Source organism: Xanthomonas sp. NCPPB 1067 (genome assembly GCF_020783795.1).
Taxonomy (GTDB): Bacteria; Pseudomonadota; Gammaproteobacteria; order Xanthomonadales; family Xanthomonadaceae; genus Xanthomonas; species Xanthomonas melonis.
The window spans coordinates 91,611-109,150 of sequence record NZ_JAJGQG010000012.1; the positions used below are offsets into that span (position 1 = coordinate 91,611).

The following is a 17,540-nucleotide window of genomic DNA, read 5'->3' on the forward strand; positions in this document are numbered from 1 at the left end:
ATTCTACGTGCAGGACGAATCGGTCGCCCAGATCGCCAGGCCATCCAGGACCAGCGCAGCACGCAGGCTGGCGCCGGGCAGCAATGGCAGCAACGCCGGTGCACCGCCGCCGTGCAGCAGCAAGCGCACCGGTTTGCCCAGGTGGGTCTGGGCGTGTTGCAGGCTGCGCTCGATCAAGGCCACTGCCGCACCGTCGCAGCCGGAGGCCAGCGCATCCTCGGTCGCGTCGGCCAACTCGACATACGTGCCGCCGCTGGCCGGCAACTGCACCGCCCGCGCATGCAGCGCTTCGCGCATGGTGGTGGGCGAGGCAGCGATACGTCCGCCGTGGTGCCGCCCGTCGGCGTCGAGAACATCGATGGTCAGCGCGGTGCCCACCCCTGCCACCAGCACCGGCGCGTCGCCGCGCGCGCCGAGCAACGCCAGAAAGCGGTCCACTCCGAACCGGCCCGGATCGGCATAGGCGATGCGGATACCCGCGCATTCGGCTGCGGTGCGGACGATGCGCACCTGCTCGAAACGCTCCTGCAGGCAGCCCAGCACACGCTGGGTCAGGACCGGGGCCGCCACGCTGGCCACATGCGCGATGCGCCCGGATGGCAGCGCCGACAGTGCGGCGGCATCCATCGCCTCGGCGCCATGCGCCCATGCCTGCACCTCGCCGGCACGATCGCCGCGCAGCGGCGCGTACTTGAACCGCGAATTCCCCAGGTCGAACAACCATTCGCTCATGCAGGTCTCACACTGACTTCTCCGGAGTGGAACAGGCGCATCGCCGTTCCCGATTGCACCTGCAGCGCGCCGTCGGCCGCCAGGCCCAGCGCAGTGCCGTGGTGGCGGACGCCCGCCTCTTCCACCTGCACGGCACGGCCCCGCAGGACATCCAGGGCCGCATAGCGGGGCAGGAATGCCGCCAGTCCCTGCGCCTCGAACAGCTCCAGCGCCGGCAACAGCGCAGACAGCACGGCCGCCACCACCGCATCGCGCGACACCGCGCGGCCGGCCAGGGTATCCAGATCCACCCACGGCTGGTCGATCGTGGCGGCCGCCGCCGGCGGCATATGCACGTTCAATCCCAGTCCGATCACCGCGCGCGCGGTGCCGGCCATCTCGCCACCGCCTTCGATGAGCAGGCCGCCCAGCTTGCGCTCGCGTGCCAGCAGATCATTGGGCCATTTCAGCCCGACCTCCGCGAACCCGCATCCACGCAAGGCCTCGGCGACCGCCACGCCCACTGCCAGGCTGAGCCCGGCCAGCTGCCCCAGCCCACCACCGAAGCTGCGCGAGACCGACAGATACAGATGCGCGCCCAATGGCGAGGCCCACTGGCGGCCGCGACGGCCGCGCCCGCCGGTCTGGCGCTCGGCCAGCAGGACCTCCACGCCCTGCGCGGGCGCCGGACGCGCCAGCAAGGTGGTATTGGTCGATTCCAGGCTCCAGGCCACCTCCAGCGACGCAAGCTGTGCCAGCGCGTCGGCGGCCATGGCGGCGCGGATGCGCCCGGCATCCAGCAGGTCCAGCGGCGCAGTCAGGCGATAGCCGTCACCGGGCTGACCGTCGATGTCCACGCCGGCCGCGCGCAGGTTCTGGATGCGCTTCCACACCGCAGCACGGGTCATCCCGGCATCGCGCGCCAGCGCATCGCCGGACTGCCGGCCGCTCGCAAGTTTGGCCAGCAACGCGCGGTCGTCCACGGCAACGGTTCCCAAATCGATGCTCGGAAGTATGCGCCAAGCCCTCCCGGCCGCCCAGCGCGGCTTGCGTGCGCAAGTGAAAACCGCGTTATGATCGGCGACTCACGCCGCTTGCCCTGGATGTGGACGATGCGCCGACTCACGGTTTGCCTGCTGCTGTCGTTGGCTCCGCTTGCCGCACTGGCATCGGACCAGCTGGCCGACGGCGATCACGACACCTGCGTCAGCGCCAACTCGGCCGCCCGCGGCAGTACACCCCGCGGCGAGCCCGCCGCACCGGCACGCCCCCAGCCGCACAAGCCCGCACCATCCAACGGCGGTGGCGGCGATGCCGACGGGCTGTTCCCGCGCGTGCGCATGATGCCGCACTGGCATAGCTTTCTGCCGGGCATGTTCCGCTGATCCAGTGGTTGACGCGCTGGCTACGCCGGCAGCCTCGCGAGATTCCGGATGCAGCCTGGCAGCCGGTCTGCACCGGCTGCCCCTGGGTTGCCGCGCTGGATCCGGAGCGTCAGCAGCGCCTGCGCGCGCTGACCGCGCAGTTCCTGCACCAGAAGACCATTTCGCCGGTCGATGGGCTGCAACTGCAACCGCAGGATGACGTGTTGCTGGCGGCCACCTGTTGCCTGCCCTTGCTGGACATCGGCGCGGCCGGATGGCGCGGCTGGTCGCAGCTGATCGTCTATCCGCACGCCTTCCGCGTGCAGCGCACCCACGTGGATGCGGCCGGGGTCATGCACGCCTGGGACGACACCTTGATCGGCGAGGCCTGGGAACAAGGTCCACTGATCGTCAGCTGGGCTGATGTGCAGGCCGATCTGCGCGATCCGCATGCCGGCTTCAATGTGATCGTGCATGAGATGGCGCACAAGCTCGATGCCCTGGATGGTGCACTCGACGGCACACCACCATTGCCGCGCGAGGCACAGCGCCATTGGGCACGCGACTTCCAGCACGCCTACGATGCATTCTGCCGTTGCGTGGATGCCGGCGAAGAGACCGAGATCGACCCTTACGCCGCCGAAGCGCCGGAGGAATTCTTCGCAGTGGTCAGCGAGTATCACTTCTCCGCACCGCAGGTCCTGCAACGGGTGATGCCGGCTGTGGCCGCGCATCTGGTGCGGCTGTACGGACCATCGCCGTTCGCCTCGCATCCATCGATGTGAGATCGCCGCGCGATTACATCGTTTACACCAGGCCAAGATCCCGCGGCGCGGCCCCCGGAAACACGCGCTCCAGCTGTGCCGGCGACAGCCCCCACAGCCGCTGCAGCACGCCACCGAACAGGCTGCGGTAGTTGGTCAGCACCGGATAGTCGCGGTTCTGCAGCAGCTGCGCCTGTTCGACCGCGACCTGCTCGCCGGCGATGCGACCGCCGCGCACGCGACCGCCCAACACCCAGTACGCGGTGCCGTGGCCATGGTCGGTGCCCTTGCTGCCGTTCTCGCGGAAGGTGCGGCCGAACTCGGAAATGACGACCACCACGGTCTCGTTCCAGGCCGGCCCCAGGGCGTCGGCGTATGCCGCCAGTCCCTCGCCGAGGTTGCGCAGGTTGTTGGCCAGCCCGCCCGTCACGCTGCCCTGGTTGGCATGCGTATCCCAACCGCCGACATCGACGAATCCCAGGCGGTAACGCTCGCGCATCAGACTCGCCATGCGTCGGGTTTCATCGGCAAATGTCCGCGCGCTGGCGGCGCCACGGCCGGCCTGCTCCATCTCCTCGCGCAGCTGCGCGGTGACCTGCTGACGCAAGGCCAGGCCGTCGCGCGCGGCGGCGGCCAACGGTGTGGCATCGTACATCTGCGCCAGGATCTGCGCCTGGCGCGCATCCAACCCGCCCTTGCCGATTCCCCGCAACGAAACATTGGGTAGATCGCCGCCGCCCTGGAAGGTCAGTGGCAGCGAATCGGTGAAGGCGATCGCCGGCACCGCGCTGAGCACGCCCGACAACCGCGCCATGAAGCCGGACCGGTAGTCGCGGTGTTTGCCGGCCTGGCCGGATTCGATGTCGTCCTGGGTTTCGAAATGGCTACGCGAGGTGTCGTCGGTGCCGGCAAACGGCACGAAGGCCAGCTGCCCGCGCTGCCACAACGGCAGCAAGGCCTCGCGCATCACCGGGTTCAATCCCCACTGCGCATCCAGTGCAATGGCGCTGCTGGCGTTGGCCGGATCCGGCCGCGCGATCGCCAGCGTGGGCCGCGATTGGTAATAGAAGTCGCTGGCATGCGGGACCAGCAGATTGTTGCTGTCGTAGCCGCCGCGCAGGAACACCACCAGCAGGCGGGCGCTGTCGCGTGGTGCGGCGAACAGACGGCCGGCCCAGGGCAGGCTCGCAGCGGCGGCAGAGGCGAGCAGAAATTGACGACGTTGCATGGATGTCCTCCTGCGACGGTGACCGCACCGCATGCGGTGCATCAGCGGTAATTGAAATCCGGCGAAGACAATAGAAAGCCATTCCATTCCGCCGGCGAGCGCGCCTGCTGCAGTGCCTGGCGCGTGCCCGCCGACAGCGATGGCGCCAACCAGCGATACGACGCACGCGTCTGGATCTGCATCAGTGGGGGCAGTGGCGTGGTGGTGTCGCCGTCGCGTCTGAACAGCTGTTTGGGCCCACTGCCCAGCGCGCGCGCCACTTCGAACCGGCGCGCCAGTTGTCCCGAGCTGGTCCACGCCTGCGATTGCAGCGACCATCCATCCGGGGTGATGCGTCCGAACAGCGGCTCGCCCAGTTGCTGTACCCAACTGACCATCGGGCCGGCATTGATCACCGGCTGACCGTCGTAGGCCAGCCGCATCGCCGACACCACGAAACGATTGGGATCCTTGAACTTGCGTGGTTGCGCCTGGACGAATTCCGCAGAGGCCAGCATGGTCTGCATCACTGCGGCGATATCGCCGTCGCTGCGCTGGAAACTGTCGGCCATGCGCGCGACCAGCGCAGCGGGTGGCGTATCGCTCACGAAATACTCCGCCAGGCGCTGCGACACGAAACGCGCGCACGCCGGCTGGCGCACCAGCAGGTGCACCGCTTGTTCGATCTCATCCAGCCCACCTGCGGCGATGCGCTGGCCGAGCAAGCGTTTGTCACCAGGCTGGTGTCGGGCAGGATTAAATTCGAACAAGCCCTTGCGCACGACCGCCGGCTGGCCGGGCCTGATCGCCGGCAGCGGCGGCGCACCGTCTGCCTTGATCGGGACCAGGCCGGCACCGGTGAGTATCAGCGCCAGCTGCTGCACGTCCTGCTGCGTGTAGCCGCCGTGCACACCGAGCGTGTGCAGTTCCATCAGTTCGCGCGCGTAGTTCTCGTTGACCTTGCCCTTGGCATTCTTGGCATTGTCCAGATACTCCAGCATCGCCGGGCTTTGCAGCGTCGCCATCACCAGATCGGCGAACCGACCGGTGGCGTTGGGACGAATCGCGTTCTCCATGAAGTCGGCTGCCATCCACTTCACGCGCCCTTTGTTGGCATACACGCTGAAGTGATTGAGCCAGAACCACACCAGCTGCTCACGCAACTGATCCGGCGCGTACACCGCGCGCAGCAACTGGGCCTGACGGGCCTGGCTGAGCATCTGTCCGCCACGCGCCTGCCACTCCTTGCGCAGAGCCGTCTTCTCGTCGCCGTCGGGCATGGCCTGCAGTCGCAGCTTGTCGGCCTCGTACTGGGTCAGCAAGGCGACCAGCGGCGTGTGCAGCGCATCGAAACGCTGCAATTGCGCACGCACCGGCTCCGGTAACACCGCATCGTCGCTGGGCTGCAGCAGCGCTGCGGCATAGCGCGCGCGACCGAGGCGCTGCAGCTGGCTGGCGCTCTCGGCGTCCACGCCATAGGTGGCACGCTGCAGCCAGCGCGTCTGCGTTGCCGTCACCGGCGCTTCGGCGGCGCGGCCCACCGTTGCACCTGCGCAGCCGGCAAGCAGCAATGCGGCGCTCCAGCGCCGTATCACTGCGTAGCGCGTCTCCGTGCCAGGCGCCCGTCCCACGCACTCGAACATGCGGTTCTCCATCGCAACTGCCTGCAGATCGGACAAGTATGGTCAAGCCAACGCACGAGGCGTTAAACGGTTGTCCGGGCACCAGGCACCGTTGCCGAAGAGTTCATCCGGCTGCGCCGGCCGTCACAGTCCCGGCGGCAGGGTCACATCGAAACGCGCGCCGCCCAGTTCCTGCGAGCGCACCACCTGCAGTTCGCCGCGATAGGCCTTGATCAGGTCCTGCACGATCGACATGCCGATGCCATGCCCATGCACGCGCTCATCGCCGCGCACCCCGCGCTGCAGGATCTTGGCCACGTCCTCCGGCGCGATGCCGGGCCCATCGTCTTCCACCGACAGGATCAGGCCGGCACGCCGGCTTCCGGTGGTGGGGCCCGGCTGGGCGGTCAGCAGCACCCGGCTGCGTGCCCACTTGAAGCCATTCTCCAGCAGGTTGCCGAGCAACTCCTGCAGGTCGCCCGGTTCGCCGTGGAAGCGCGCCTCCGCAGAGATATCGAATTCGCACAGCACGCCCTTGGCCGAATACACCTTCTCCAGCCCGCGCACGATCTCTTCGGCGGTGGGTTCGATCGGCAACGGGGCAGCGAACAGCTTGTGGCCGCTGGAGGCGGCGCGCGCCAGCTGATACGACACCAGATCGTTCATGCGACGCAGCTGCACGTCCATCTCCTCATGCAGATCGCGCTCGGAGGCGCCGCTGTCCAGCTGTGTGCGCAACACCGCGATCGGCGTCTTGAGGCTGTGCGCCAGGTCGGCCAGCGTATTGCGCTGACGATCCAGATTGTCGCGCTCGCTTTCGATGAAGGCGTTGATGCTTTCGGTCAGCGGCTCCAGTTCGCGCGGATGCTGCTCGCTCATGCGCTGGATTTCACCGCGCTGTACCTTGGTCAGCTCGTTGATCACCCGCCGCAGCGGGCGCAGGCTCCATTGCAGGATGAAAGCCTGCAACACCAGCAGCACCACGCCGGCGCTACCGAGATAGAACCAGACCGCGCCGCGGAACACACGCAGCTGCGCACCCATCGAGCGCGCATCTTCCATCACGTAGATGGTGTACGGAATCTCGCCGCCATGCTCGCGCTCGACGTAACTCACTCCCAGCCCGTAGCGGTAGACCTGCCCGACGCTGCCGTCGATCTGGGTCATCTCCAACGGGCCGATGAACTCTTCCTGGCGCGGTTCGAGCATGCGACCGTGCGGAATGTTGGGCCCCTCGGCCGACATCGAGGTCCAGCTCTCGTCCGGGCGCACCACCTCGACATACAGCCCGCCACCAGGTACATCGAAGCGCGGATCGGGCGGCTGCCCGCCGATATACAGCGAGCCGTCGCGAACGAAATCGATATTGGCCGCGTAGGCGGAGGCGTAGTTCTTCAGCCGTTCGCGCAGATTGCGCTCGGCCGTGTCGGCGAATGCCACATCCAGCGCATAGCCGGCCAGCGCCAGGAAAGCCACCAGGCTGAGGCTGGCGGCCAGCAGCTGACGCGCCTGCAGGGAGCGCGGCCGCCAGCGTTTGTACCACTTGGAGCGCACCGACACCTAAGGTCTTCCTGCTTGCCGCTGCGCAGGCTCAGCCTTCGGTGCGCGGGATGGCGAAGCGATAGCCGCGGCCGCGGACGGTCTCGATGGGCTTCAACTCGCCATCGGGGTCGAGCTTCTTGCGCAGGCGCCCGATGAACACTTCCAGCACATTGGAATCGCGATCGAAATCCTGCTGGTAGATGTGCTCGGTCAGGTCGGCCTTGGAGACCAGTTCGCCGGCATGCATCATCAGATACTCCAGCACCTTGTACTCATAGCTGGTCAGATCGACATTGGCGCCATTGACGCTGACCGTCTGTGCAGCCAGATCCAACGCCACCGGCCCGCATTCCAGCGTCGGCTTGCTCCAGCCAGCGGCACGGCGCAGCAGTGCATTGACCCGAGCCAGTAGTTCCTCGACGTGGAAGGGCTTGACCAGGTAATCGTCGGCGCCCTGCTTGAGGCCTTCGACCTTGTCCTGCCAGCTCGAGCGCGCCGTGAGGATCAGCACCGGGAATTTCTTGCCTTCGTCGCGCAACGCCTTGATCAACTCCATGCCCGACATCTTGGGCAGGCCCAGATCGATGATGCCGACGTCGAACGGCACCTCGCGTCCCATGTACAGGCCTTCTTCGCCGTCCTGTGCGGCGTCGACAGCAAAGCCTTCACGCTTCAGGCGCGCGGCAAGGGTCTCGCGCAGCGGAGCTTCGTCTTCGACCAAAAGAATACGCATGCACTCTCCCTAGTTACGTTGGCGGCCAGCGGCCGGGGGAATTTATGAGACTGAACGCCTAACTATCCACGCTCAGTGGTTATCGTCGCGTGGTGGCGTGTCGGAGGGCGGCGGCATGCGCGACGGCTGGGCCTGGCTCTGCTGTTCCGACTCGTACACCGTGTGCACGCGCCCATCCTTCATGTACTTGACCCGGTTGAGATTGCCGCCATCGAATGGCACGCGTTCGGCACCCAGGATCTGTCCACCGGTGGAGCGCTGTACATGCCGGATGGTGTCCGACAAGGTCCGGCTGCTGCCGCGCGCCGAGGCCGGCATGGCCTCGCGCCCGCCCTGGCCCATTGGCGGATAGCCCTGCCCCCACGCCGACGGCGCGGCCATGGCGACCCAGAGGGCGACCAGGGCGGTGTAGCGAGCGCGGCAGGTGGAGTAGGTCACAGCTGAATCCTAGCGGGTTGTTCAGGAACATTCAAAATTCGTGAAATCGGCAACGTATCACACTGTTGCCCGGTACCAGAATCGAGCCAAATTCTTGATTTTGTGGAGTGAATCCGATCTGAACTTTTTAGCACGGTGTTAACGCCATTCAGCCAAATGAACGCAGTATCGTGCCTATCGATCCCCTCGTCCTGACCAGAACGGCCAGCGGATCCCTTGCCGGGCGAACTAATGCAAGCCGCGGGCCATTCAGGCGACCACGCGCCACGGCCGCTCGTCGGTTCGCTGCAACGCCTGTTCGATGAGCTCCCAACCGGCGCCTGGACGGTGGGCGCCTTCGCTCAGGACCTGCCGAAACGCCCGCCCTCCCGGCTGGCCATGGAACAGACCCAGCAGATGGCGCGTCATGTGCTTGAGCGCCAGGCCCTGTTCGAGCTGCGATTGCACGTAGGGCTGCAGCGCGCGCAGCAAATCTTCGCGCGTGCGCTGCGGGCGACCGCTCATGGCGACCTCCAGGCGGTGCAGCACGTAGGGATCGTGGTAGGCCGCGCGGCCGAGCATGACGCCGTCGGCCTGCCGCAGGTGCGCCAGGGCGGCATCGACGGAGGCGATTCCGCCATTGACCACCACCGGCAATGCCGGACGTTCCTGCTTGAGCCGGTATGCCCAGTCGTAGCGCAGCGGCGGCACCTCGCGGTTTTCCTTCGGGGACAGGCCCTTGAGCCATGCATTGCGGGCATGCACCACGACCATCGCCGCACCCGCATCCACCACTTGATCGACGAAGCTGGCGAACACCGCATAGTCGTTGTCGTCGTCGACGCCGAGCCGGCATTTGACCGTGATCGGCAGATCGGTGGCCGCGCACATGGCCGCGACGCAGTCGGCCACCAGCGCCGGCTCGCGCATCAGGCAGGCGCCGAAACGCCCGGCCTGCACGCGATCGGATGGGCAGCCGCAATTGAGGTTGATCTCGTCGTAGCCCCATTCCTGGGCGATGGCAGCGGCCTGCGCCAGCAGCGCCGGCTCGCTGCCGCCGAGCTGCAGCGCGAGCGGGTGCTCGACCGGATCGAAGCCGATCAAGCGCATGCGATCGCCATGAATCACCGCATTGGCATGCACCATTTCGGTGTATAGCCGTGCCGATGGCGCCAGCAGGCGGTGAAACACCCGGCAATGCCGGTCGGTCCAGTCCATCATCGGAGCGACGGACAGGCGCAGGGAAGCGGCATAACGATCGGAAGAGGCGGTCATCGACGATTGGCCACGGCAGGCAGCCATTGGAATGCGAAGCAGGATCAACAGCTTACACGGGCGTCGATGAATCTGCGGCGGTGCGGAACGGGGTGATGGGTGCGCGACGAATGGGGCGCTGCATGAGCGTTACCGGCCAGGCGGCGCACCCGGCCGCCCATTTCCTGCCCGGGTGCACCCGCTCCACGTGGCGGTGGATCGGCTGACGGGGCAGTTGATACGGATGCCGCGGGGGAGGCCACCTGCCGAAACCGGCGGCGCATGCGACCGCCTGGCGCTGTCGTGTTCCGCCGGCCGCCAGCCACAGGTCATCGGGCTGGATGTCCTTGAACGGGCAAGATGCCTGTCGGCGCTGCGCGGCCAGGAGCGGCAGGGGCATGGTCAGTGAAACTTGCAGCCTCGTGGGCTGCACGGGCAGGCGGCGCGCGCCTGCCTGGACAGACCGCGATCAGGGGTTGCGGAAGCCCACGCGCTCTTCGGCGCTCAGCGGCTTGCCGAGTGCGTGGTACGACGCGACCAGGGTGATCAGGGCCGTGCCCATCACCGCATAGAAGGTCCACGAAGTCGCCAGCACGTGCACCTGGCCGAACACCAACGCGACGACGGCAGTGGCGGTGCACAGCACCATGGCCAGCAGCGACATCAGGAAGGGAATGGAAGGATCGAGCTTCATGGTCCGGGGGTTCCAAGGTGCGATAGCTGCAGCATCGGCTTTCCCGGACGGTTCTTGAACTCTTTTTTGCGCGGTTTTTCCAGGGCTTTTCGGCCAAGTCAGCGGACGCTCAGTTTTATGTCAAAGCCTTGGCGCACCTCGCAGTAGGCGTCGGAATTTTCCTGACGCGGCGGCAGCGACGCCACCACATCCGCCAAGGTTTCAACACGGTAGCGGCGGAAAACCGACGGCCGATGCAGCGGGAGGTGATGGCGTGCGAACGCTTCTATGCAGTCGCCGGTGGCGGTGCCGATCCGGTATGCCGACCCTCTCCCCGGGCAGCGACGCAGTCGCCGGTGACCAGCGCCGCTTGGCCCTCGGAGGTCGGTGCTTGCAGGCCCGCACGCGGATCCACAGCGAACGGTCGACGGCGCCGTCCAAGGCAGGCGACATCCTCGGCGGCGGCTCGTATCGCTGTCGGCGCTGCGCGATTACGCTGGCGTCGACTTCCGCTCTGTCGGAACGCGCCGTCGCCACCGCTGCCGGCTGACCAGGATGCACCCCGGTACTCAGTGGAACAACGTTTGGGCTGGCGACGCCGTCGCGCCGGGTCCGCCGTGAATGATCGCCCCAGCACGAGGCGGGATACGGGCCGACGACTTACCCAGGCGGTGCGCAACCGGTCTGTCGATGCATCGGCATGGCCGCACGCAGGAACGCCGACACCACAGCGGCGCGCTCAGCGCGCCGGAGCAGTGGCGAACTCGCCGCGTTGCAGCTTGGTCACGTCGTTGCCCTGGCCGTCCTTGAGGCTGAGATCCGCGCCCTTGGCCGCCAGGTCCTTGAGCACGTCGGTGCGCTGGAACAGTGCCGCGTACATGGCCGCGGTCTGTCCGGCATTGTTGCGCTGGTCGGGTGCGCAATCGGCCTGCATCAGGCGCTTGGCGATCGCCAGTTCGCCCTTGAAGATCGCCCCCATCAACGCGGTGTTGCCGCGCTTGTCCTGTGCGCAGGGGTCGGCCCCGGCACTGAGCAGTTGTTCCACCGCCGGCCGCTGGCCGTGATAGGCGGCCAGGATCAATGCGGTGTAGCCCTTCTCGTCGCGGGTATTGAGGTCGTAGTGCGAGCGGATGAATTCGGCCAGCATGTCCTGGCGGCCTGCGCGCGCGGCATCGAAGAAATACTCGCGCAGTTGCCGCTTGATCTGCTCTGGGCTTGCCGCGGCGGTCGGTGCCGCTGCCGGCGTGGCCGCCGGCGGGGCGGCCATGGCTGGCGCGCTGATCGCGCTCAGCAAGACCAACATCAGCGTGCGCATGGCACTCTCCTGAACAAGGACGGCACCGCGGCCCGGCCGCGATGCCGTCGGGTGGATCAGTCCTGCAGGCTGGAGGCCAGCTGCTTGACGCGGGCCAGATCGCCCTTGGCGACGCGGGCCACGCCGGTGCCGTACTCCGGATCGGCCTTGTACAGGAACGACAGGATGATGTGCTTGCTTTCGGTGTCGGTGTTGGCAAGCGACTCGCCGAAGCTCTGCACCAGGTCCGCACGATCCTTCTTGCTGTAGGAGCGATACAACTCGCCTGCCTGCTTGAAGTTCTGTTCGCGGGCGATCTTGGCCTGCTGGGTGGTACCCGACAGCGGCAGTTCGCTGTAGCGCGCCGCGGTGTCCTGCGGACGCGGCTCCAGGCGGCTCGGCTCGTAATTCACGCCGCTGGTGGTCTGGCCGATGTTGCCCTGACCATCCTGGTTGCCGTTGTTGACGGCCACGCGCGGACGGTTGACCGGCAGGCTCAGGCCATTGGCACCGATGCGATACAGCTGGGTGTCGGCGTAGGAGAAGATGCGACCCTGCAACAGGCGGTCTTCCGACGGCTCGATGCCCGGAACCAGATTGGCCGGCGCCATCGCGACCTGCTCGGTCTCCTGGAAGAAATTGTCCACGTTCTTGTTCAACACCATCTGGCCGACCTTCTGCTCCGGCACGTCGGGCCAGATCTTGGTGGCGTCGAGCGGGTCGAAATCGAACTTGGCCAGGTCTTCGGGCTTGAGCACCTGGATGTACAGGTCCCACTTCGGGTAGTCGCCCTTCTTGATCGCGCCGACCAGATCGTTGGTCAGGTGGCTGTAGTCCTTGGCCTGCACCGCGGCGACCTGCTTGGGATCGAGGTTCTTGATGCCCTGCAGCGTCTTCCAGTGGAACTTGACGTAATGCACCTCGCCCTGCGCGTTGACCAGCTTGTAGGCGTGCACGCCATTGCCGTCCATGAAGCGGTAACCAGCGGGCGTGCCTTCATTGGAGTACAGCAGGGTCAGCGTGCGGGTGCCTTCGGGCACATGCGAGAAGAAATCGAAGCGCCGCGAATCGTCGTCCAGGTTGGTGCGCGGATCCGGCTTGAACGCATGCACCATGTCCGGGAACTTGATCGCATCGCGGATGAAGAAGGTGGGGAAGTTGTTGCCGACCAGGTCCCAGTTGCCTTCGCTGGTGTAGAACTTGGTGGCGAACCCGTGTGGGTCGCGCAGGGTTTCCGGCGAATGGTTGCCATGCACCACCGAGGAAAAGCGCACGAACACCGGCGTTTTTTCGCCAGCGCTGAACACCTTGGCCTTGGTCAGGTTGGACAGATCGGCGGTGGCGGTGAACTCGCCTTTGACGCCGGTGCCGCGCGCATGCACCACGCGCTCGGGAATGCGCTCGCGATCGAAGCGCTGCAGCTTCTGGATCAACTGCACGTCCTGCAGCAAGGTCGGACCGGCGGCACCGGCGGTCTGCGAGTTCTGGTTGTCGCCGACCTTGGCGCCATTGTCGCGGGTCAGCGCGGATTGGGCGAAGACCGGCGGCGCGATCAGCGTGGGGGCTAGCAGGGCTAGCACCATGAGGGATCCAGGGCGCATGGCGGCAGCTCGTGTTGAGGGAGCTGAATCATCGCCAGCGAGCGGTAGCGTGAGAAGTCGTTAGTTCCGATCGCTACGATAGGCGAACATGATGATGACTGCGTTGCGTGATATGCATCGCGTTCGATGTGGCAGCGTGTTGCAGATAACAGCGCTTTCTGGGCCGCGCTGCGTTATCGATGTTCGCATCGCATGACGAAATTGCCGACGGCGATGCATCAATGCTGCGACGCAACGCCGTTGCCTGGAGTTATTCAATGCCTCACTTCAGCCAGCTCACGAAGCAGGCGGCTCCTAAACATTCCCAGGCTGCGTGCGCACGGCATCTGGGCACTTGTAACGAACCAATGTCTTCCCTGGCATGGTCACCGTGTCCTTCAACTGCATCCCGTCCGGGGACAGCGTGAACTGTGCAGTGCACAGCCACGTCTCGCCTTCACCCGAGAGCTCGACGATCAACGCAATCTCCGCATCTCCCCGAACCACAACCGCCTTGATTGGTCCGTCACTCTCCCAGTAGGTGATATGCCCAGCCGCAATGCGCAGCGTCAAATCGTCCGCGTCCGACCCACAAGTCTCGGCGCTGCCAGCCCACTGGCCAACCAAGCGGTCCGGCACCGTGGACATGCCATTGCTCGCATGCGCCAAGATCGGGAGGAACAGTGCCAGGGCATAAAAGCGAGTGTTCATGGCTCCCCTTGGCGGGCCAGTAAGTTGGGCGGGCAGGTGCGGTGCAGCAGCAATGCATTGTTGATGCGCGCGCAGCGGGTAACTTATTCACCCGCTGCGCGCTTTGTCGCTGCAGGCCAAGCGCGATGACCGGTGTCAGCGCCCGATCACCCGCTTGAACGGCGGCAAGGCATCGATGATGCGTTTGCCATAGCGGCGGCTGAGCAGGCGCGAGTCGAGGATGATGACGCGGCCGTGGTCGCTGGAACTGCGGATCAAACGGCCGGCGAACTGGGTCAGCGTGCGCAGTGCATGCGGGATCGCGATCAGGTTGAAGGCGTTGTGGCCGCGGCTTTCCAGCCATTCGCTCAAGGTGGAGGTCTGCGGGTCGGTGGGCACGGCGAAGGGCACCTGGGTGATGACCACGGTGGTGCAGGCGTCGCCCGGCAGGTCCAGCCCTTCGCCGAAGGAATTGAGCCCGAACAACACCGAGCCCTCGCCAGCGGCGATGCGGCGCAGGTGTTCGGTGATCAACTGCGACTTGTTGCCCTCGCCCTGCACCAGCACGCGGTTGCGCTGCGCCAGCGGCATCAGGTCGGCCACTTTTTCCATCTTCCAGCGCGATGTGAACAGCACGATGCTGCCCTTGGCGTTCCAATCCAGTTCGCGCACCAGATATCTGGCCACTTCCTTGGGATGGCCTTCGCGGTCGTCCGGCGTGACCGGGAAATTGGGCACGATCAATTCGGCCTGGTTGGGCAGGTCGAACGGCGAGGCGAGCGAGGCCATCTCGGCGTGATCGGGCAGGCCGTTGTCGATGGCGAAGGACTGGAAATCGCCGCCGCCGGTGAGCGTGGCCGAGGTCATCACCACCGAATCGACCTCGTTCCAGATCATCGTACGCAGCACTTGCGCGGCCGACACCGGCGAGCAATGGCAGATCAGATCGCCATCGCGCGAGAGGGTGATCCAGCGCGCCATCGGCGGCTGGCCTTCCTTGTCTTCGCGGCGCCAGCCGCTCCACAGATTGTGCTGCTGCTCGGCCATTTCCAACGCCAGGCCGAGGTTGCGCTGCAGGCGCTCGCGCGCGGCATCGTCCTGCTTGCCCTTGGCGACGGCGCCATGCGCGGCGTGTACCCAATTGAACAGTGCGCGGGTTTCTTCGCCCAGTTCTTCGATGGCCGGGCCCCACTGCGGCGGCAGCTTGCCGTTGGCCGCACGCCACAGCGGATCGCGCTCGCCGGGCTCGGGCTTCCACACGCGTTCGACCTCGGCATGGAAGGCCTTGAGCAGTTTGGACACGCGTGCGGCCACGTCGATGGCTTCGTTGGGCAGCAGATTGCCGATCCGGTCCTTGTCCACCGCGCGATAGGCGGCGGCGATGAGGATCTGCATGCGCCCGGTGCGACGGGCCATGTCGTCCAGCGGCAGGTTGGCCGCACCCTGATCGATCGCCACGCCGGCGATGTGGTGACCTTCGTCGAGCACCAGCAGCATGTCCGAGGGCGGGGCGATCAGCGGCTGGCCGCTTTCGGCATCGCCCAGCGACAGCGACGACAGCAGCAGGGCGTGATTGGTCACCACGATCTGCGCCTCGCGTACGTCGGTGCGGGCCTTGAGCACCGGGCATTGCGCGGCGTAGCTGCACCTCCGCCCGGCACAACCGGAGGCCGGGGTGGTGATGCGCATGCGCAGTGGCACCGAGACCTGCTCGGGGGCATCGTCCAGATCGCCGTTCCAGGTGCGCGCGGCATAGGCCTTGGCGAGCCGCTTGGCCAGATCCGCATCGGCCGGGCTGAGCGGGCGCTCGTACAGCGCCTGCTCGTCTTCGAACATGGCGTTCTGGCTGGTGTCGCCTTCCAGTTCGGCGGCATTGCGGGTGCACAGGTAGCGGGTACGGCCCTTGGCCAGCGCCACGCTCGCCTCCAGCCCGGTGGCCTTGAGGAAGGCCGGAATGTCGCGTTCCACCAACTGCGATTGCAACGCGACGGTGCCGGTGCTGATCACCAGCTTCTTCTTGGTGGCCAGGGCGATCGGCACGCCGGCGGTGAGGTAACCCAGGCTCTTGCCGACGCCGGTGGGCGCCTCGGCGATGCCGATGCCGCCGGAAGTGGCCAGCGCACGCGACACCAGACCGATCATCTGGCTCTGCGCGCGGCGGGTGGCGAAGCCGGGCGTATTGGCCTGCAGCTTGGCGTAGGCATCGCGGATGCCGGCCTTGATCGGGTCGGTCAGCACGCGCTGGGTGGGAACGGGCGCAGACGGCGCGGCCGGTGGGGCGAGATCACTCATCGCGTCATTTTCGCATGGACCGGCGCAGCCGCTGCGACCGATCGGCCGCGCAGCTGAACATGGTTGCCGGGCGTCCTGCGGCGAGTCGCCGGGCTGCATCGCGCGCATGGGCGCCGGGGGCGCTCTGTCGCCGCTTCGATACCGGTGCGCCGGCCCGTGCGCGGGCCGGTATCCGGGGCAGGATCAGCCGCGCTGACCCGCGCCCATGTCCGGCCGCTGCAGGCTGCGCGCCAAGGTCCATACCAGCAGGCCGATGCCGGCCGCCTGCACGGCCGTCAGCACGAAGCTGCCGACGCCCATCAGCATGGCGATCCGGCGCACGTTGCCCTGCTGCATCAGCAGCATGGGAATCGCCTGCAACGCGACCTCGGCCAGGACGCAGCCCAGCAACAGCCACGCCCCGGCCAGCCCGGCGCGCCGCAGCGGGCCAACCGGTGCACGCCACAGCAGCACCAGACCCAGCAGCACGGCGATCAGCAGCGGAACCCGCGACAGCAGGCTGGTGATCAGGCCAAGCAGCAGCTCGGTGGTCATCATGGTCCGGCTCAGTCGGCGCTGATCAGCACGGCCTCGCGCGCGCGCAGCGCCGCGTAGACCGGATCGGTCTGCGGGCGCACGCCATGCCACAGCGCGAAGCTTTCGGCCGCCTGTTCCACCAGCATGCCCAGGCCGTCGATGGCATACCGGCACTGCGCCGCGCGCGCCCAGGCCAGGAACGCGATGGCGGTGTCGCCATAGTTGAGATCCACCGCGGCGGTGAGGCTGTTGACCAGGCCCAGCGGCAAGGCGAACGCGCCGGCGTCGCGGTCGCGGCCGGCGGCAGTGGCATTGACGATCAGTTCGAAGTCGCCCAGCTCGCGCAGGTCTTCGATGTAACGCGAGGTCACCCGCGCCGGTTCGCCCAGTGCATCGCACAAGGCATCGGCGCGCTCGGGCGAGCGGTTCACCACCACCATTGCGGTGATACCGGCTTCCAGCAGCGCTGGTGCCACGCCGCGGGCAGCACCACCGGCGCCGAGCAGCAGCACGCGGCGGCCGCGCAGATCCAGGCCGTGGCGCTCGGTGAGATCGCGCACCAGGCCGGCACCGTCGGTGTTGTCGCCCTGCCACTGGCCGTCGTTGCGCACCAACGTATTGACCGCACCGGCCAGGCGCGCGCGCGCGCTCAAGCTGCTGGCCAGCGCATAGGCGTCCTCCTTCAGCGGCAGGGTGACGTTGGCGCCCTTGCCGCCTTCGTCGGCGAAGCGTTGCAGCGCCGCGGCGAAGTCCTCCTGCGGCGCATCGATGGCGGTGTAGTCCAGCGCAATGCCGGTCTGCTTGCCGAAGTCGGCATGGATGGCCGGCGACAGCGAATGGGCAACGGGGTGACCGAACACGGCATAACGGGATGCGGGCAT

General features: G+C 66.8%; 17 protein-coding genes. 2 read left to right on the forward strand and 15 right to left on the reverse strand.

What is annotated here, in order from left to right; genetic code table 11:
- Positions 1 to 3: 3 nt before the first annotated feature.
- Both LL962_RS11325 and birA read right to left on the reverse strand, forming a co-directional pair.
- A complete protein-coding gene (locus LL962_RS11325; protein ID WP_228316960.1) occupies positions 4 to 732 on the reverse strand; it encodes a type III pantothenate kinase in 729 nt (242 codons plus the stop codon).
- Positions 729 to 1,709, reverse strand: a complete 981-nt coding sequence (gene birA, locus LL962_RS11330) for a bifunctional biotin--[acetyl-CoA-carboxylase] ligase/biotin operon repressor BirA (protein ID WP_255626278.1) — start codon at positions 1,707 to 1,709, stop codon at positions 729 to 731. Before birA ends, LL962_RS11325 begins: the two co-directional genes overlap by 4 nt.
- 75 nt (positions 1,710 to 1,784) lie before the next feature.
- Between birA and LL962_RS11335 the strand changes: the two genes are divergently transcribed.
- Both LL962_RS11335 and LL962_RS11340 read left to right on the forward strand, forming a co-directional pair.
- Entirely contained in the window at positions 1,785 to 2,096 is a 312-nt protein-coding gene (locus LL962_RS11335) for a hypothetical protein (RefSeq protein WP_228316961.1), read from the forward strand.
- Between the two features lie 8 nt (positions 2,097 to 2,104).
- Positions 2,105 to 2,860, forward strand: a complete 756-nt coding sequence (locus LL962_RS11340) for a M90 family metallopeptidase (protein ID WP_228316962.1) — start codon at positions 2,105 to 2,107, stop codon at positions 2,858 to 2,860.
- A gap of 22 nt (positions 2,861 to 2,882) precedes the next feature.
- Here LL962_RS11340 and LL962_RS11345 read toward each other — a convergent pair whose 3' ends face one another.
- From LL962_RS11345 to aroE, 13 genes are all read right to left on the reverse strand, one after another.
- Positions 2,883 to 4,067 (reverse strand): DUF1501 domain-containing protein, encoded by a 1,185-nt coding sequence (locus tag LL962_RS11345; protein ID WP_228316963.1) that lies wholly within the window; start codon positions 4,065 to 4,067, stop codon positions 2,883 to 2,885.
- A 41-nt stretch (positions 4,068 to 4,108) separates the two neighbouring features.
- Positions 4,109 to 5,689 carry a DUF1800 domain-containing protein gene (locus LL962_RS11350; RefSeq protein ID WP_441004867.1) on the reverse strand — a complete coding sequence of 527 codons (1,581 nt, stop codon included), beginning with the start codon at positions 5,687 to 5,689 and terminating at the stop codon, positions 4,109 to 4,111.
- A gap of 123 nt (positions 5,690 to 5,812) precedes the next feature.
- Entirely contained in the window at positions 5,813 to 7,183 is a 1,371-nt protein-coding gene (locus LL962_RS11355; RefSeq protein WP_208621454.1) for an ATP-binding protein, read from the reverse strand.
- A 76-nt stretch (positions 7,184 to 7,259) separates the two neighbouring features.
- The gene (locus LL962_RS11360; RefSeq protein WP_002808458.1) at positions 7,260 to 7,943 is read right to left on the reverse strand and encodes a response regulator transcription factor; all 684 of its coding nucleotides are present in this window, start codon (positions 7,941 to 7,943) and stop codon (positions 7,260 to 7,262) included.
- Between the two features lie 72 nt (positions 7,944 to 8,015).
- The gene (locus LL962_RS11365; protein WP_104587822.1) at positions 8,016 to 8,324 is read right to left on the reverse strand and encodes a hypothetical protein; all 309 of its coding nucleotides are present in this window, start codon (positions 8,322 to 8,324) and stop codon (positions 8,016 to 8,018) included.
- Between the two features lie 306 nt (positions 8,325 to 8,630).
- Entirely contained in the window at positions 8,631 to 9,635 is a 1,005-nt protein-coding gene (dusA, locus tag LL962_RS11370; protein WP_228316964.1) for a tRNA dihydrouridine(20/20a) synthase DusA, read from the reverse strand.
- 448 nt (positions 9,636 to 10,083) lie between these two features.
- A complete protein-coding gene (locus LL962_RS11375; protein WP_167395351.1) occupies positions 10,084 to 10,308 on the reverse strand; it encodes a hypothetical protein in 225 nt (74 codons plus the stop codon).
- A 718-nt stretch (positions 10,309 to 11,026) separates the two neighbouring features.
- Entirely contained in the window at positions 11,027 to 11,602 is a 576-nt protein-coding gene (locus tag LL962_RS11380) for an ankyrin repeat domain-containing protein (protein ID WP_228316965.1), read from the reverse strand.
- Positions 11,603 to 11,658: 56 nt separating this feature from the next.
- A complete protein-coding gene (gene katB / locus LL962_RS11385; protein WP_208621451.1) occupies positions 11,659 to 13,164 on the reverse strand; it encodes a catalase KatB in 1,506 nt (501 codons plus the stop codon).
- Between the two features lie 312 nt (positions 13,165 to 13,476).
- Positions 13,477 to 13,872, reverse strand: a complete 396-nt coding sequence (locus LL962_RS11390; protein ID WP_228316966.1) for a hypothetical protein — start codon at positions 13,870 to 13,872, stop codon at positions 13,477 to 13,479.
- 135 nt (positions 13,873 to 14,007) lie between these two features.
- Positions 14,008 to 16,143 (reverse strand): ATP-dependent DNA helicase DinG, encoded by a 2,136-nt coding sequence (dinG, locus tag LL962_RS11395; RefSeq protein ID WP_228316967.1) that lies wholly within the window; start codon positions 16,141 to 16,143, stop codon positions 14,008 to 14,010.
- A 183-nt stretch (positions 16,144 to 16,326) separates the two neighbouring features.
- Positions 16,327 to 16,680: a hypothetical protein gene (locus tag LL962_RS11400; RefSeq protein ID WP_228316968.1), complete on the reverse strand. Its 354-nt coding sequence runs from the start codon at positions 16,678 to 16,680 to the stop codon at positions 16,327 to 16,329.
- A gap of 8 nt (positions 16,681 to 16,688) precedes the next feature.
- A complete protein-coding gene (gene aroE / locus LL962_RS11405; protein WP_228316969.1) occupies positions 16,689 to 17,540 on the reverse strand; it encodes a shikimate dehydrogenase in 852 nt (283 codons plus the stop codon).

Bases quoted from the DNA above. Each gene is read 5' to 3' on its own strand.
- LL962_RS11325 (WP_228316960.1), bottom strand. From the start codon at position 732: ATGAGCGAATGGTTGTTCGACCTGGGGAATTCGCGGTTCAAGTACGCG.
- LL962_RS11335 (WP_228316961.1), top strand. From the start codon at position 1,785: ATGATCGGCGACTCACGCCGCTTGCCCTGGATGTGGACGATGCGCCGA.
- LL962_RS11345 (WP_228316963.1), bottom strand. From the start codon at position 4,067: ATGCAACGTCGTCAATTTCTGCTCGCCTCTGCCGCCGCTGCGAGCCTG.
- LL962_RS11350 (WP_441004867.1), bottom strand. From the start codon at position 5,689: ATGTTCGAGTGCGTGGGACGGGCGCCTGGCACGGAGACGCGCTACGCA.
- LL962_RS11360 (WP_002808458.1), bottom strand. From the start codon at position 7,943: ATGCGTATTCTTTTGGTCGAAGACGAAGCTCCGCTGCGCGAGACCCTT.
- LL962_RS11365 (WP_104587822.1), bottom strand. From the start codon at position 8,324: ATGGCCGCGCCGTCGGCGTGGGGGCAGGGCTATCCGCCAATGGGCCAG.
- dusA (WP_228316964.1), bottom strand. From the start codon at position 9,635: ATGACCGCCTCTTCCGATCGTTATGCCGCTTCCCTGCGCCTGTCCGTC.
- LL962_RS11375 (WP_167395351.1), bottom strand. From the start codon at position 10,308: ATGAAGCTCGATCCTTCCATTCCCTTCCTGATGTCGCTGCTGGCCATG.
- LL962_RS11380 (WP_228316965.1), bottom strand. From the start codon at position 11,602: ATGCGCACGCTGATGTTGGTCTTGCTGAGCGCGATCAGCGCGCCAGCC.
- katB (WP_208621451.1), bottom strand. From the start codon at position 13,164: ATGGTGCTAGCCCTGCTAGCCCCCACGCTGATCGCGCCGCCGGTCTTC.
- LL962_RS11390 (WP_228316966.1), bottom strand. From the start codon at position 13,872: ATGAACACTCGCTTTTATGCCCTGGCACTGTTCCTCCCGATCTTGGCG.
- dinG (WP_228316967.1), bottom strand. From the start codon at position 16,143: ATGAGTGATCTCGCCCCACCGGCCGCGCCGTCTGCGCCCGTTCCCACC.
- LL962_RS11400 (WP_228316968.1), bottom strand. From the start codon at position 16,680: ATGATGACCACCGAGCTGCTGCTTGGCCTGATCACCAGCCTGCTGTCG.
- aroE (WP_228316969.1), bottom strand. From the start codon at position 17,540: ATGCCCGCATCCCGTTATGCCGTGTTCGGTCACCCCGTTGCCCATTCG.